The sequence below is a fragment of the Tabrizicola thermarum genome, from assembly GCF_003574395.1.
GTDB classification, from domain to species: Bacteria; Pseudomonadota; Alphaproteobacteria; order Rhodobacterales; family Rhodobacteraceae; genus Tabrizicola; species Tabrizicola thermarum.
The window spans coordinates 1-13,761 of record NZ_QMJY01000083.1 but is presented as its reverse complement, the minus strand read 5'-3'; the positions used below and the strand labels follow the sequence as shown (position 1 = coordinate 13,761).

Genomic DNA, 13,761 nt, shown 5'->3' with positions numbered 1-13,761 from the left:
TGCTACTCCGCCGCCTGGGCAAGGGTTTCGACCTGCAAGAGGCCGCCCGGGCCGATGCGCACCGGCTCGGGGTCCATGATGTAACCGCCGAAGGTCACCTTGCCGCTGTCGGCAAACCCCAGGATCACCAGACCCTGCGGCCCGTCCACGATCCGGGCGGCATAGCGCCGGCAGGGCTCGGCCCCGTCAAGGAAGGCACCCGGCGCGATGCGCCAGGGGCCGCGCGGATGATCGGCGATCAGGTAGTGGCTGCCGGTGACCGGGGCCTGCGGGTTGTCGCGGCGGTATTGTTCGGACCAGTGCGTAGAGGAGGTGCAGAACAGGCAGTACCAGTGCTTGCCCACCTGAAACACCTGCGGCACCTCCAGCTGACCAAAGCCGCCGTGAAACACCGGGGGCAGCAGGGTCCAGCTCATCAGGTCGGGAGAGGTGGCAAAGCCGATCGCTCCGCCGGCGTTGGGTTCGGGAACGCCCGGCACGCGGGCGGTGAAATACATCAGCCAGCCGTTGCCCTCGGGGTCCTTCATCACCCAGGGGTCACGCATCGCCCGGTCGTGCCAGTGGCCGATGGCGTGGTCCTTCTCGTAGCAGTCGGCGTTCGGCCCGGTCAGGTCCAGGGCCAGCCCGTCGCCCACACGGGTCCAGTTGTGCAGGTCGGTGGAGGTCGCATGGCCGATCCGCTGATACAGCGACTGCTCGGCCAGGCAGGTGCCGGTGTAGAACAGATGCCACAGCCCGTCGTCGCACCTGACCACCGATCCGGTCCAGGTCGTGCTGTCGTCCCAGGCGGCACCGTTCCGTTGCGGCTCGAAGGTGGTGCCCATGTCGGTCCAGTTCACCAGATCCTTCGACACCGCATGGCGCTGCGTCGCGTTCAGATGCCGCGCATCGGGGTCGCCCAGCGACTTCGGCGCTTGCAGGAAATAGCCGTGCCAGATGTCGCCATCCCGGACATACCAGCTGTCCCAGAACCAGAGATCGTTGTGCTTGAAGGACATGGGGGTCTCCGTCAGCCCTTCACGCCGGTCGAGGCGATCGACGCGATGAAGGCTTTCTGCAGGTAAAGGTAGAAGGCAAGGACCGGGACGGTTATCAGGCTCAGATAGGCCATGACCTCGCCCCAGGCGACGTTGAGCTGGAAGAAGTATTGCAGGCCGACCATGACCGGGCGGTAGCCTTCTTCCTGCGTGACCATCAGCGGCCAGAGATACTGGTTGTACATCACCAGGAACTTCAGGATCGCCGCCGTGGCCAGGATCGGGCCCGACAGGGGCATGACGATCCGCCGGTAGATCTGGAACCAGCTTGCCCCCTCGACGCGGGCGGCCTCGATCAGCTCTCCGGGCAGGTCCTTGAAATACTGGACGAACAGGAAGATCGTCAGCGCATCGGCGATGAAGGGCACGATCTGCACACGGTAACTGTTCAGCCAGCCCCAGGTCACGCCCTCCGGCCCCAGCCAGGGCAGGTTCGCAACCATCAGCAGCAGCGGAATGGCGATGGTCTCGAAGGGCACGATCAGCGTGGCCAGCAGGATCGACAGGAACAGCTCGCGCCCCTTCCAGTGCACGAAGACGAAGGCGAATCCGGCGGCCGAACAGACGAGGAGCGACAGGATCACCGTGACCCCGGTCACGAGGACCGAGTTGAACACGAAGCTCGCCACCGGCGCGCGCTGGAAGGCGGCGAAATAGTTCGACAGGCTGATGTCGCCGACCGGCAGGAAGGCACGCAGGTTGCCGGAATCCTCCAGCAGCTGCTGGGTGGGCTTCAGGCTGGACATCACCATGAAGACCAGCGGAAAGACGAAGATCACCGCGATCAGCACCAGCACCGCATAGCGGGCGGCAAGCCGCAGGCCGCGGTTGTCGTCAGCGATCATGGCCATCAGCTCTTCTCCCGCGTCAGCCAGCGTTGGATCAGGGAAATCGACAGCACGATGACGAACAGGATCACCGAGATCGCCGACCCGCCCGAGATGTCCTGCTTGCCATAGCCGCGCTCGACGGCCTGGAAGACGATGGTCTGGGTGCTGTCCAGCGGCCCGCCGTTCGTCATCACGTCGATCTGGGCGAACAGGCCGAAGGCCTGCATGGTGATGACGATCAGGATCAGGACGGCGGTATTCCGCAGCCCCGGCCAGGTGATGTAACGGAACACCTGCCATTTCGACGCGCCCTCGATGGCGGCGGCCTCGTAAAGCGTGGGGCTGATGGTCTGCAACCCCGACAGCCAGATCACCATGTGAAAGCCCACCGCCTGCCAGATCGACATCGCGATGATCGCCCCCAGCGCGGTGGACGGATTGCCCAGCCAGTCCACCCTCGGGATCAGGCCGAAACTGACGGCCCCCAGCAGGTTGTTCAGAAGTCCCGACTGCCCGTCATAGATCAGCCGCCACAACAGCGAGACGACGACGATCGAGACGACGACCGGCATGAAGTAGATCGCCCGGAACACGTTGATGCCCCTCAGGCGCTGGTTGATGAGAAGCGCCAGGCCCAGGGCCAGCCCCGCCTGCACGGGGGCGACGACAAGGACGAAGATGAAGGTGTTGACGATGGCCTTCATGAACACCACGTCGCGCGCCAGCACATAGGTCCGGCTGTCTCCGCCCAGCGAAAAGCTGAACCACTCCCGCATGCCCGCCAGATCCGGGCGGTCGGGGTTGTTGCGGGTGATCGTCCGCAGCGAGGGGTATTCCGGCGCGCCGTCCTTCAGCACCACCGCCCCGCTGTCATCCCGCACGGGCTCCAGCGTCAGGGTCGTGACGCCCAGAAGCTGGCGATAGTTCGCCAGGCCTACCCATTCGGTCGGATTGGGCGAGACCAGCCGCTGGTTGGTGAAGGAAAACGCGATGGCCAGAAAGAAGGGCAGGATCACGAATCCGGCGATCAGAAGGACCGCCGGCCCCGCCATCAGCCAGCCCGTCCGGTTGGACACGGTGAACTTCGACGCCATGATCGCCTCGCGAAGGGAAAAGGGCTGGCGGCGCGAACCGCCAGCAGTCTGTTCCGGGGAGAACCCGGCCCCGAGCCCCGCAGGCCGGGGCCGAAAGGCCTTAGTGGCCGTAACCGCCGTTCTTTTCGATGTCGGCGTTGATTTCGTCGACGGCTGCGTCCAGCGTCGCCGCCACGTCAGCCCCGTTGGCGATGTCGGCCAGCGCCTTCTCGAAGACCTTGGCCTGCACCACATAGCCCGGCGTCACCGGACGGACGAGCGAGGTCCTGGCCGAATAGTCCACGAAGACCGACAGCGGGCCACCGGCCTTGTAGTTGTCGACCATTTCAGCCGCAGTCGGGGTCGCCGGGATCAGGCCGATGCCGTTCGAGAAGGCCGCCAGATACTTGTCCTGCAACGCGAACTCGATGAAGGCCGCTGCCCCTTCCGGGTGCTTGGACGAGGCCGAGACGCCGAACTGCCAGCTGGCGGCCCCGATCTTCGGGCCCTTGCCGAAATCGGGCGCGGGCAGGAAGACGGTGTCCTCGAACGCCGCCAGTGCCCCCAGCGCCGCCCAGTTGCCGTTCCACGAAAAGGCATACTTGCCTGCCGCGAATCCGCCGTCCCGGTCAGCCGGGTCCTGCGTCGCCTGGGCATAGCCGTCCTTGAACAGGCTCTGCCACCATTCGCCGAAGGCCATCGCCGCCTCGCCGTTCAGGGCACCTTCCGCGGTCTTGTAGGTGGACCGGTCCACGATGTCGCCGCCGAAAGACTGAAGGAAGGGCGAGAAGGCGTAGGGATACCATTCGCCGGTCCATGCCATGCCCAGATCCAGCGCATAGTCCCACTTGCCCGCCGCCTTGGCCTTGGCCAGCGCATCCATGAATTCGTCCCTGGTCCAGGGCTGCTCCAGCGTCGGCTTGCGCAGGCCCAGCTCGTCCAGCGTTGACTGGCGCGTGACCAGCGCGACAGCGGCATCCCAGAGGCCGATCGAATACAGCTGTCCATTCCAGACACCCTTGGTGCCGGGCAGGAAGCTGGCGATCTTGGATTCGTCGATCTTCAGCGGCTGCAAATAGCCCGCCCAGGCCCAGTTCGGCATCACCGGCCCGTCCACATCCAGGATGTCGGGCAGGTTGCCCGCCAGCGCGCCGGCGACGACAGAATCATTGTAGGCCGCCTGCGGGAAGCTTTGCAGCTCCACCTTCCAGTCGGACTGGCTGGCGTTGAAGTCGGAGATGACCTCGTTGATGATCTTGCTTTCGACCTCGTTTCCGGCACCGTGGTACCACATGGTCAGCGTCTGCTGCGCCTCGGCCGCCGAGGTCCAGCCCAGGATCGCGGCCGAAGCCGCGAAGGTGAACATCTTCATTTGCTTTCCTCCCGTAGGGTTCTGAATGTCACGACATTCTCGGGGCGCAGCTCGATGACCGAGGCGCGCCAGTGGACTGGCCCGGCCACCAGGACCGGGCTGTGGTCATCCCGGCCTTCACCGGAAATCAGGTGCATCAGCCGCTCGCCCGCGCGGGCGCCGATGGCGTTGTAGGGCAGTTCCACCGTGGTCAGCGGCGGAAACAGCGTCTCGGCGATGGCGCGGTAGTTGTCGAACCCCGCCACGCCGATCTCGTCCGGCACCCGGCGGCCCATGCTGCGCAGGATGCCATAGACCATCATCGCCATCTGATCGTTGCCGCAGCACAGGACCGAAGGCGGCTCGGGCAGGCGCAGCATCCGGTCGATCGTGTCCCACAAGAGTTGCGGGCCGATTTCCGGCTGGTCGAAGTCCACATGCACCAGAAGCGCCGGGTCAAACGGCAGCCCGGCCTCGGCCAGCGCATCGCGATAGCCCTGGGGCCGCAGACGTCCCGCCGCCATGTCCGGGCGCAGCGACAGATAGGCGATCCGCCGATGACCCGAGGCGATCAGCCTGCGGACAAGGTCGGCCTGAAGGCGGCGATCGTCCGGCACGACCGAGGGCGTGCCACGCGAATCATAGCAGTTTGCCAGCACCAGCGGCGTGTCGTCCGGCAGCTGCGGCAGGTTCACTTCCTGATGGTATTCGGCGACGTAGATCAGCCCCTCGACCCGGTGCGACAGGAAGGTGTCGATCAGATGCGGCACCCGGTCGTTGCGCCCCGCAGTATCGGCGATCATCACCGTCATGCCCGAGGATTCCAGCGCCCGCTGGATACCCTGCACGATGTAAAGATCCGGCAGGCCCTGCTGGGTCGAGGGCTGGTTCCTGGTGGAAATCGCGCCCGTGATCAGCCCGATGATCCCCGATTTCTGCGCCCGCATCATCCGCGCCGCGTTCGACCGCACATAGCCCAGCTCGCGCATCGCCGCCTCTACGGCTTCGCGGGTCTTCTCGCCGACCGGCCCGTCACCGTTCAGCACCCGGCTGACCGTCTTGGGCGAAACGCCCGCGCGATGCGCAACGTCGTAGATCGTCGACATGGTCCCCCCCCAAGGTGCGGTGTCGACCGCATGATAACGATGTCATGACATCGGTGTCATGACATCGGTGTCATGCTCGATGGATTCGGTCAAGCCTCCCGTTCTGCCACCCCGGTGCCCGCTTTTTCCGCGCCCGACGGGATCCCAAAGCAACCTGCTTGCCTTCTCCTGGCGGAATGGCTAAATCCCTGCGCATGCGGGTGTAGCTCAATGGTAGAGCAGAAGCTTCCCAAGCTTACGACGAGGGTTCGATTCCCTTCACCCGCTCCATCCCTCCGCCTGGACCGTTGACAAGAGGCGCGCTGCGCCCGACCCTCGCGCCGTCTTTCGCGGAGCCCTCCATGTTCCCTCGCCTGCGCGCCCTGCCGCTTCTTCTTCTCCTGCCCGCCTGTGTCCAGGACCCCTCCGGCCCCTCCGAGCCCTATGCCTTCGTCGGCCGCTGGGATTGCGGGGTCCAGACCTTCACCTTCACCAACACCACCTACAACACCGGCGACACGACCTACCCGATCCAGTCCGTCCGCCGCGACGGTCGCAACTACACGCTGCGCTTTGCCAACGGCTATGTCATCGCGCTGGTCGCCGTGACCGAGACGGGGCTCACCTGGGTCTCCGGCGCCACCGGCGACCAGTTCAACTGCCGCCGCGTGAAGTAGCTTTCCCTCGGCCCCGGAACCGGCTAACCAGCCGCCCGACGCCATCAAGGAGCATCCCATGAACACCGACATCACCCGTTACGGCACCGGCCCCCGCATGTCCGAGGCCGTGGCCTGCAACGGCATCCTCTGGGTCGCGGGCCAGCTGGGCGAACCCGGCGGCTCGGTCGCCGACCAGACCGCCCAGGCGCTTGCCGCCATCGACGCGATCCTCGCCAAGGCCGGCACCGACAAGACCCGCATCCTGTCGGCCCAGATCTGGCTGGCCGACATGGCCACCTTCGCCGAGATGAACTCGGTCTGGGACAAATGGGTGCCGCAGGGCCACACCCCCGCCCGCGCCACGGGCGAGGCGAAACTCGCCACCCCCGACTACAAGGTCGAGATCATCGTCACCGCCGCGCTGAAGTAAGCGCCGGAAATTTCGAAATTTCCGGATCGGAGCCTTCACAGGCTCCGGTCCGATTTCCGCAAGGAAATCGCGCGCTCAGCCCCGCAGGAACGCGACCAGCGCCGCCGTGGACCCGTCCTTGCCGCCCGTGCCCACCTTGCCCTCCAGCACCGGCTGCAAGGCCAGCGCCAGTTCCTTGCCCAGCTCCACCCCCCACTGATCGAAGGAATTGATCCCCAGGATCACGCCCTCCACGAACACCCGATGCTCATAAAGCGCGATGATCTGGCCCAGAACGAAGGGGGTCAGCTGCTCATAGGCCAGCACGGTCGAAGGCCGGTTGCCCGGGAACACGCGATGTCGCGCCTGCCGCTCCAGCTCCGCCCCCGTCAGCCCCTTCTTCGCCATGATCGTCCGGGCTTCCTCCAGCGACCGGCCCCGCAACAAAGCCTCGGCCTGCGCCAGACAGTTCGCCACCAGCAGAAGATGCTGATGCGCCAGGTCCGGCTCATGCCCGCGCTTGGCCACCAGGAATTCGCAGGGCACCACCCGCGTGCCCTGATGGATCAGCTGATAGAAGGCATGCTGCCCGTTCGTCCCCGGCTCGCCCCAGACCACGGGGCCGGAATGGGTCTCCAGGTCCGACCCGTCGATGGCCACACGCTTGCCGTTGCTTTCCATTTCCAGCTGCTGCAAATAGGCAGGAAGCCGCGCAAGCCTTTGATCATAGGGCAGAACCGCCCGCGTCGCATGGCCGCAGATCTGGTTGTGCCAGACCCCCACCAGCGCCAGCATCACCGGCATGTTCGCCGCGAAAGGCGCGTCCAGGAAATGCCGGTCCATCGCGCGACCACCCGCCAGGAACTGATCGAACGCCTCCGGCCCGATGGCGATCATGAGGCTCAGCCCGATCGGCCCCCACATCGAATAGCGTCCGCCGACCCAGTCCTCGAACCCGAAAACCCGAGCCGGATCAATGCCATAGGCGGCGGTCTTGTCACTTGCCGTGCTCACCGCCGCGAACTGCGCCGCCGGGTTCGCCACCTTCGCCGCCATCCAGCGTTTCGCCGTATCGGCATTGGTCATCGTCTCGATGGTGGTAAAGGTCTTGGATGCGACGATCACCAAAGTCGTCGTCGGATCAAGCCCTTGCAGCACGTCATGAATGTGCGCGCCGTCCACGTTCGACACGAAATGACAGCGCGGCCCGTCCGCATAGGGCGCCAGCGCCAGACAGGCCATCGCAGGCCCCAGGTCCGACCCGCCGATCCCGATGTTCACCACATCGGTGATCCGGCCACCCGCGCCCCGGAAGGCCCCCGAGCGCACGTCGCGGGCAAAGGCGGCACAGGCCGCCCGAATCCGCCGGACCTCGGGCAAGACATTCTTGCCGTCCACCTCGATCCGCGCTTCCTCCCCGGCCCGCAACGCCACATGCAGCACCGCCCGGCCTTCGGTATCGTTGATCTTCGCCCCCGAGAACATCGCCGCGCGCTTTTCCGCCACGCCCGCGACCTCGGCCAACCGCAGCAAGGCCGCCCGCGTCTCGCCGTCGATGTTGGTCTTGGAATAGTCGAACAGCATCCCGTCCGCCGTGACCGAGAACTCTCTGGCCCGGCTTTCGTCAAAGAGATCAAGAATATGGCGGCCCTTCTTCACCTCGTGAAGCCGCTGAAGATCAGACCATTTGCTCATCTCATTCCGCCCAATGCACGGTTGCGTTGTCCAGAACCGCCCGCACGGGCGCCTCCATCGGCGTCAGGCTCATCGCGCGGTCCAGGGCTTCGCGCTTTTCCGGCCCGGTGATCAGGATGTGGATGTTGAACGCCTCGCGCAGCACCCGCGCGGTCAGCGTGACGCGCGGCTCTCCCGCCGCCTCGGCGCGCATCGGCAACAGCAGGGGCGCATCGGCCGACAGCGCCTCTTCCAGCCGGTCGGCGCCGGGGAAAAGGCTTGCCGTGTGCATGTCCGCCCCCATGCCCAGCAACAGGACCGAGATCGGCAGATGCGGGCGCAGACCATCCTCCAGCGCCGCCAGCATCTCCTCGGGCGTCTCGGCGGGCGCATAAAGCGGCACCAGCCGCGCCTGCGCCGCCCGGCCGCGCAGCAGCCTTTCACGCACCAGCCGCGTGTTCGACCGCTCGGAACTTTCCGGCACCCAGCGTTCGTCGTTCAGGACCACCGCGACATTGGTCCAGTCGATATCGACCCCCGACAGAGTGTCGAAGATCGGCCCCGGCGTCGTCCCGCCCGGCACCGACAGCGTAGCCCTGCCCTCGCGCCGCAGGAAATCGGCCAGCTGCCCGGCGATCACATTGGCCACTTGCAGCATCATCATTTCGCGGTCGGGGTAGGTTTCCAGCTTCATTCGCGTATCTCCCGCCAGCGCCGCCCGTCGCGGTGCATCAGCATCAACGCATCTTCCGGCCCCGAGGATCCGGGATCATAGACCTGCGGCCTGTCGCCGCGCGCCTCCCAGCCCTGGATGATCGGGTCGGTCCAGGCCCAGGCCGCCTCTACCTCGTCGCCGCGCATGAACAGCGTCTGGTTGCCGCGGATCACGTCCATGATCAGCCGCTCATAGGCGTCCGGCACATCCTCGACGTCCTCGATGGCATCTGCAAAGGACATGTCCAGCGGCACCTGCATCAGGCGCATCCCCCCCGGGCCGGGTTCCTTGATCATCACCATCAGGTTCATGCCCTCGTTGGGCTGAAGCCGGATCACCAGCACGTTCTCATGCCAGCCGCTCGCATCGTCGAAGATGGAATGCGGCGGCTGCTTGAAGGTGATGGCGATTTCGCTCGCCCGCGCCCGCAGCCGCTTGCCGGTGCGCAGGTAGAACGGCACCCCCTGCCAGCGCCAGTTGGAGATCTGCACCTTCAGCGCGATGTAGCTTTCGGTGCGGCTGGCCGGGTTCTCGGCATGGACCAGATAGCCCGGCTCGTCCTTGCCCGGCCCGTATTGCCCGCGCACGATGTCCTCCGGCGGGACGGGCTTCAGCGCGCGGATCACCTTCAGCTTCTCGTCGCGCACCGCGTCGGGGTCGAAGTGATAGGGCGGCTCCATCGCGATCAGGCACAGAAGCTGCATCAGATGGTTCTGCACCATGTCCCGCATCGCGCCCGACTTGTCGTAATAGGCCCCGCGCCCGTTGACCCCCACGGTCTCGGCCACGGTGATCTGGACGTGGTCGATGTATTCGGCCTTCCACAGGGGCTCGAACAGGATATTGGCGAAGCGCACCGCCATCAGGTTCTGGACGGTTTCCTTGCCCAGATAATGGTCGATCCGGTAGATCTGCGTCTCGTTGAAATGCCGGGCCAGCACCGCGTTCAGCGCGCGGGCCGAGGCCAGATCCCGCCCGAAGGGCTTTTCCACCACGATCCGGCTCCAGGCATCGGCGATCCCGTGTTCGGACAGCCGCTGCGCGATGTCACCGAAGAGCGTGGGGGCGACCGAGAAGTAGAAGGCCCTGACCACGTTGTCGCGCATCAGTGCCTTCAGCTGCGCCCAGCCATTGGTGCCGGTCGCGTCGATCGCGACATAGTGGATACGGCCCAGAAACGCCTCGATCACCGCCTCGTCCTGACGCGCCTTCGGAACGAATTCACCGATCGCCTCGCGAACTTGCGCGCGAAAGCTCTCGTCCGTCAGATCCGCCCGCGCCGCGCCGATGATCCGGCTGTCGCCCGGCATCTGCCCGGCCAGAAACCGCCGGTACAGCCCCGGAAGGATCTTGCGGCGCGCAAGGTCGCCCGTGCCCCCGAAGATCACCAGATCGAACACATCGACCGGAATGACACGCGAAACCATGACTGTCTCCTGCGAGGGCGCTGTTAGCGCTAACGGCGCGTTCTTACAGCCTGCTCGCCGCTCTGTCTAGCACCCGCTCACGTCCGAGGGAACCTTGGGCTGGGATCAGCCTTCATCCAGCGACTGCCAGCGCACCCGCATCAGGCCGGGTTCCGCCGCAAGGCGCTGCACCGCCTGTTCGATGCCGGTCTCGCCCACACCTTCCGCCGTCACCGTCGCCGACAGATCAAGGCCGCGGCCGTCCTCGCCCGGGGAAAGGCCAATGTCCGACAGATGCAGCCCGCCCAGGGACAGCGTCCGCAGCATCAGACTGCGCGCCATCGCCTCTTGCGGTTCGGTCACCGTGACGATCACCCGGTAGCCACGGCCAAGCGGAACTCCGGCCCGGGTGTGGCGCTTCAGCCATTTCACCAGCGGGCGCAGGCCAAGGTTCACGAAGACGACCATCCCGGTCAGAAGAAGCGCCAGGTCCCAGGCCCCGGCCCCCGCCATCATCCCGACGCCAGCCGAACACCACAAGGTCGCCGCCGTGTTCAGCCCGTGGATGTTGAACCCGTCCCGGAAGATGATACCCGCGCCCAGAAAGCCGATGCCCGACACGATCTGGGCGGCAACGCGGGTGTGGCTGACCTCGTCGGGGAACAGCCCCGAGAAGATCACGAACCCGGCTGCCCCGAGGGCGACCAGCGCATTGGTCCGCAGACCCGCCATCCGCTGTCGCACCTGCCGTTCCGACCCGATGACGGCCCCGCAGGCCAGCGCGGTAAACATGTGCAGCGCCGCCGCGTGAAAGGTGACATCCATGGTGCGCTCCCTGCTCTGGAAGCCTCCAGAAAGCACGGGAGCCCGAGTTTGTGAAGCTTTTGTAACGGCACTGTAACAGCCGACAGCGACCTCAGGCGTCCAGCTCGGCATCCCAGTAGAGGTAGTCCATCCAGCTTTCATGCAGGTGGTTCGGCGGAAAGCGGCGGCCATGCGCCTGCATCTCCTCGGCCGTCGGCGCCTTCGGCAACCGTTTCAGATACATCCCCGCCTGCTTCAGCGTGCGGCTCCCCTTGCGCAGGTTGCAAGGGCTGCACGCCGCCACCACGTTCTCCCAGCTGGTGATCCCGCCCTTCGACCGCGGCAGCACGTGGTCGAAGGTCAGGTCCCCCTTCGCGCCGCAATACTGGCAGCAGAATTCGTCCCTCAGAAAAAGATTGAAGCGCGTGAAGGCCACGCGCTTCTGGGGTTTGACGAATTCCTTCAGGACGACCACGCTGGGTATCCTGAACTCTTGCCGCTGACTGTGCACCACCGCGTCATATTCCGCCACGATCTGCACCCGGTCCAGGAACGCCGCCTTGATCGCCTCCTGCCAGGGCCAGAGGCTTAGCGGGTAATAGGACAGCGGACGATAATCGGCATTCAGCACCAGCGCGGGGTAGTGCTTCAGCGCGGCCGGATCGCGCACGAACTGGGTTCTGAAATCGCCGTCCATCTGCGTCAAAGACTCCGCACGTCGCCCGTCAGCCTTGGCCTTGGGGGCGGGTGCTCCCGCCCCGTTGCACGAAACTATATCTGGCGTATCCGCCAAGACAACCCCCAAGCGCCAGAGTGTCACACCGGCCTTCTGCCCGATCCGGGTAACACCGGCGTGACGAAGTCTCGGCCGGCCCCCGCCGCCGCCGGCCAGTCGTCGCCCAACCGGCCCCCTCGGGGTTGCCTGCGCCCCACCCTCCCCGCTATCAAACCGCGACAGCAACCGGAGCCCGCAATGCCCCTCACCCGCCGCAGCCTTGTCCTTCTGCCCGCCGCAGCCCTGCTTGCCGCCTGCGGTCGCAAGGTGCAGCCTCCGGTCTCCCGCGCGCCGATGGCCCCCGGTGCGACGCCCGAGATGCGGGCCCTCGTCCGCAAATACGCGGGCATCCACGACATCCCCGAAAGCCTCCTTCACCGCGTCATCCAGCGCGAAAGCGGCTACAACCCCGCCGCCCGCAACGGCCCCTATTACGGGCTCATGCAGATCCTGCCGCAGACCGCGCGGACCATGGGCTATCAGGGCCCGCCCGAGGGGCTGCTCGATGCCGAAACCAACCTGATGTATGCGGGCAGATACCTGCGCGGGGCCTGGCTCGTCGCGCGCGGCTCCGAAGACCGGGCCGTCATGTGGTATTCCAAGGGCTATTATTACGAGGCCAAGCGCATGGGCCTTCTGGAAGAGACCGGCCTGCGCACCTAAGTCCCCCTGACCGAAGGGGGACGCAAGCCGCCCTGGCGGTGCTGCCGCTTGGCACCTTCAACTACTTCGCCTGCGGCCTGAACATGCCCGAAGACCCCGAAGCCGCCGCCCGCGCCATCCTTTCCGGCCAGCCGCACGACATCCGGGTCGGCACGCTGAACGGCCGGGTGTTCCTGAACAACGTGGCCATCGGCCTGTATCCCGCGATCCTCGAGGAACGCGAAGCCACCTATGCCCGCTTCAGGCGCTATCGCTTTCTGGCGCATATCGCCTCGCTGCGCACGATCCTGCGCTTTCAGGCACCGCACCGGATGGACCTCTATCATGACGACACCCGGATGCGGATCCGCACGCCGATGCTGTTCGTCGCGCGCTCGGCCTATCAGCTGGACCAGTTCGGGCTGGAAGGCGGCGAGGCCATTTCGGACGACCGTTTCGTCGTCTTTCTGGCGCATCAGCAGACCCGTCTGGGCTTTCTGCGTCTGGCCTGGCGGCTGATCCGCAAGCGGGTGGATCATGGCCGCGACGTCATCGTCTCCACCCCCCGCCGCCTTGCCGGGGCGGGCGCGCCTTCGTGGACCGGCTGCCTGCCCCCGCCCTGATCGTGCCCGGCAACCACGACATGCCGCTGCGGAACCTGCCCCTTCGGCTGCTGGCCCCCTTCGCGGCCTACCGCCGCGCCTTCGGACCAGAGCTGGAACCCGTCGCCCACCTCTCCGATGCCGTGGTGCAGGGCGTGAACACCGCCAATCCCTTCGTCTGGAAATCGGGCCTCCTGCGCCGACGGTCCTTGCAGCGCCTGACCGACAGTTTCGCTGCGGCGCCTCCCGGCCTCTGGCGCATGGTCGTGATGCACCACGCCCCGGTGCCTGCCGCCGATGGCACGCCTGCCGACATCGCCGACCCTGTTGCGGTGCTGGCCGCCCTGGCGCAGGCCGGGGCGGACATCGTGCTGTCGGGCCATACCCACATGCCGCACACGGGCTTTGCCGAAACCGCCGCCGGGGTTCTCTTCCTTCAGGTCGGCACCGCGATCTCGACCCGGCGCAAGACCGACAGCAACGACGTCGCGCTGGTGAAGCTGGAACCCGGCAAAGTGACCGTCGAAAGCTGGCTCGCTTCCCCCGGCCAGCCCGCGTTCACCCCCGGCCCGGTTCAGGTCTACGCCCGCCCGGGGACCGCGTGGCAGAAGTTAACGTAACTTCACCTCTAGAATGGAGCGCAACAGCTGAGGTTGGGATGGGGTTTGGGATGGATCGGCGGGGGTTGCATCTGGATGG

Annotated in this window: 15 protein-coding genes and 1 tRNA gene; 6 read left to right on the top strand and 10 right to left on the bottom strand. The window is 66.1% G+C overall.

Going from position 1 to position 13,761, the window contains the following annotated elements; genetic code table 11:
* Positions 1–2: 2 nt before the first annotated feature.
* The 5 genes from D5084_RS16360 to D5084_RS16340 all read right to left on the bottom strand — a co-directional run bounded on the left by D5084_RS16360 (position 3) and on the right by D5084_RS16340 (position 5,397).
* Positions 3–998: a glycoside hydrolase family protein gene (locus D5084_RS16360; RefSeq protein ID WP_128516581.1), complete on the bottom strand. Its 996-nt coding sequence runs from the start codon at positions 996–998 to the stop codon at positions 3–5.
* An 11-nt stretch (positions 999–1,009) separates the two neighbouring features.
* Positions 1,010–1,888: a carbohydrate ABC transporter permease gene (locus D5084_RS16355; protein WP_128516580.1), complete on the bottom strand. Its 879-nt coding sequence runs from the start codon at positions 1,886–1,888 to the stop codon at positions 1,010–1,012.
* Entirely contained in the window at positions 1,888–2,961 is a 1,074-nt protein-coding gene (locus D5084_RS16350) for a carbohydrate ABC transporter permease (RefSeq protein WP_128516579.1), read from the bottom strand. Before D5084_RS16350 ends, D5084_RS16355 begins: the two co-directional genes overlap by 1 nt.
* A gap of 100 nt (positions 2,962–3,061) precedes the next feature.
* On the bottom strand, positions 3,062–4,312 hold the full coding sequence (locus D5084_RS16345) for an extracellular solute-binding protein (protein WP_128516578.1): 1,251 nt from the start codon (positions 4,310–4,312) through the stop codon (positions 3,062–3,064).
* Entirely contained in the window at positions 4,309–5,397 is a 1,089-nt protein-coding gene (locus D5084_RS16340) for a LacI family DNA-binding transcriptional regulator (protein WP_128516577.1), read from the bottom strand. Before D5084_RS16340 ends, D5084_RS16345 begins: the two co-directional genes overlap by 4 nt.
* A 196-nt stretch (positions 5,398–5,593) precedes the next feature.
* On the opposite strand from D5084_RS16340, the gene D5084_RS16335 reads away from it, so the two are divergent.
* The 3 genes from D5084_RS16335 to D5084_RS16325 all read left to right on the top strand — a co-directional run bounded on the left by D5084_RS16335 (position 5,594) and on the right by D5084_RS16325 (position 6,465).
* A tRNA-Gly gene (locus tag D5084_RS16335) sits at positions 5,594–5,667 on the top strand.
* A gap of 71 nt (positions 5,668–5,738) precedes the next feature.
* On the top strand, positions 5,739–6,053 hold the full coding sequence (locus D5084_RS16330) for a hypothetical protein (RefSeq protein ID WP_128516576.1): 315 nt from the start codon (positions 5,739–5,741) through the stop codon (positions 6,051–6,053).
* Positions 6,054–6,111: 58 nt separating this feature from the next.
* Entirely contained in the window at positions 6,112–6,465 is a 354-nt protein-coding gene (locus D5084_RS16325; RefSeq protein ID WP_128516575.1) for a RidA family protein, read from the top strand.
* Positions 6,466–6,540: 75 nt separating this feature from the next.
* Here the strand turns inward: D5084_RS16325 and pgi are convergent, their stop codons facing one another.
* The 5 genes from pgi to D5084_RS16300 form a co-directional block, all read right to left on the bottom strand.
* Positions 6,541–8,139, bottom strand: coding sequence for a glucose-6-phosphate isomerase (gene pgi, locus D5084_RS16320; protein ID WP_128516574.1), 1,599 nt, complete (start codon positions 8,137–8,139; stop codon positions 6,541–6,543).
* Position 8,140: 1 nt separating this feature from the next.
* Positions 8,141–8,812 carry a 6-phosphogluconolactonase gene (gene pgl / locus D5084_RS16315; protein ID WP_128516573.1) on the bottom strand — a complete coding sequence of 224 codons (672 nt, stop codon included), beginning with the start codon at positions 8,810–8,812 and terminating at the stop codon, positions 8,141–8,143.
* Positions 8,809–10,260 carry a glucose-6-phosphate dehydrogenase gene (zwf, locus tag D5084_RS16310; RefSeq protein WP_128516572.1) on the bottom strand — a complete coding sequence of 484 codons (1,452 nt, stop codon included), beginning with the start codon at positions 10,258–10,260 and terminating at the stop codon, positions 8,809–8,811. The genes pgl and zwf overlap by 4 nt, the downstream gene beginning before the upstream one ends.
* Positions 10,261–10,365: 105 nt before the next feature.
* On the bottom strand, positions 10,366–11,064 hold the full coding sequence (locus D5084_RS16305) for an MgtC/SapB family protein (protein WP_128516571.1): 699 nt from the start codon (positions 11,062–11,064) through the stop codon (positions 10,366–10,368).
* Between the two features lie 91 nt (positions 11,065–11,155).
* A complete protein-coding gene (locus D5084_RS16300) occupies positions 11,156–11,740 on the bottom strand; it encodes an HNH endonuclease (RefSeq protein ID WP_128516570.1) in 585 nt (194 codons plus the stop codon).
* 276 nt (positions 11,741–12,016) lie between these two features.
* On the opposite strand from D5084_RS16300, the gene D5084_RS16295 reads away from it, so the two are divergent.
* The 3 genes from D5084_RS16295 to D5084_RS16285 are packed head-to-tail and all read left to right on the top strand — an operon-like array spanning position 12,017 to position 13,682.
* Positions 12,017–12,481, top strand: a complete 465-nt coding sequence (locus D5084_RS16295; protein ID WP_128516569.1) for a lytic transglycosylase domain-containing protein — start codon at positions 12,017–12,019, stop codon at positions 12,479–12,481.
* Positions 12,409–13,083, top strand: a complete 675-nt coding sequence (locus D5084_RS16290; protein WP_274378903.1) for a diacylglycerol/lipid kinase family protein — start codon at positions 12,409–12,411, stop codon at positions 13,081–13,083. Before D5084_RS16295 ends, D5084_RS16290 begins: the two co-directional genes overlap by 73 nt.
* Positions 13,056–13,682 (top strand): metallophosphoesterase family protein, encoded by a 627-nt coding sequence (locus D5084_RS16285; protein ID WP_162302462.1) that lies wholly within the window; start codon positions 13,056–13,058, stop codon positions 13,680–13,682. The genes D5084_RS16290 and D5084_RS16285 overlap by 28 nt, the downstream gene beginning before the upstream one ends.
* Positions 13,683–13,761: the final 79 nt, after the last annotated feature.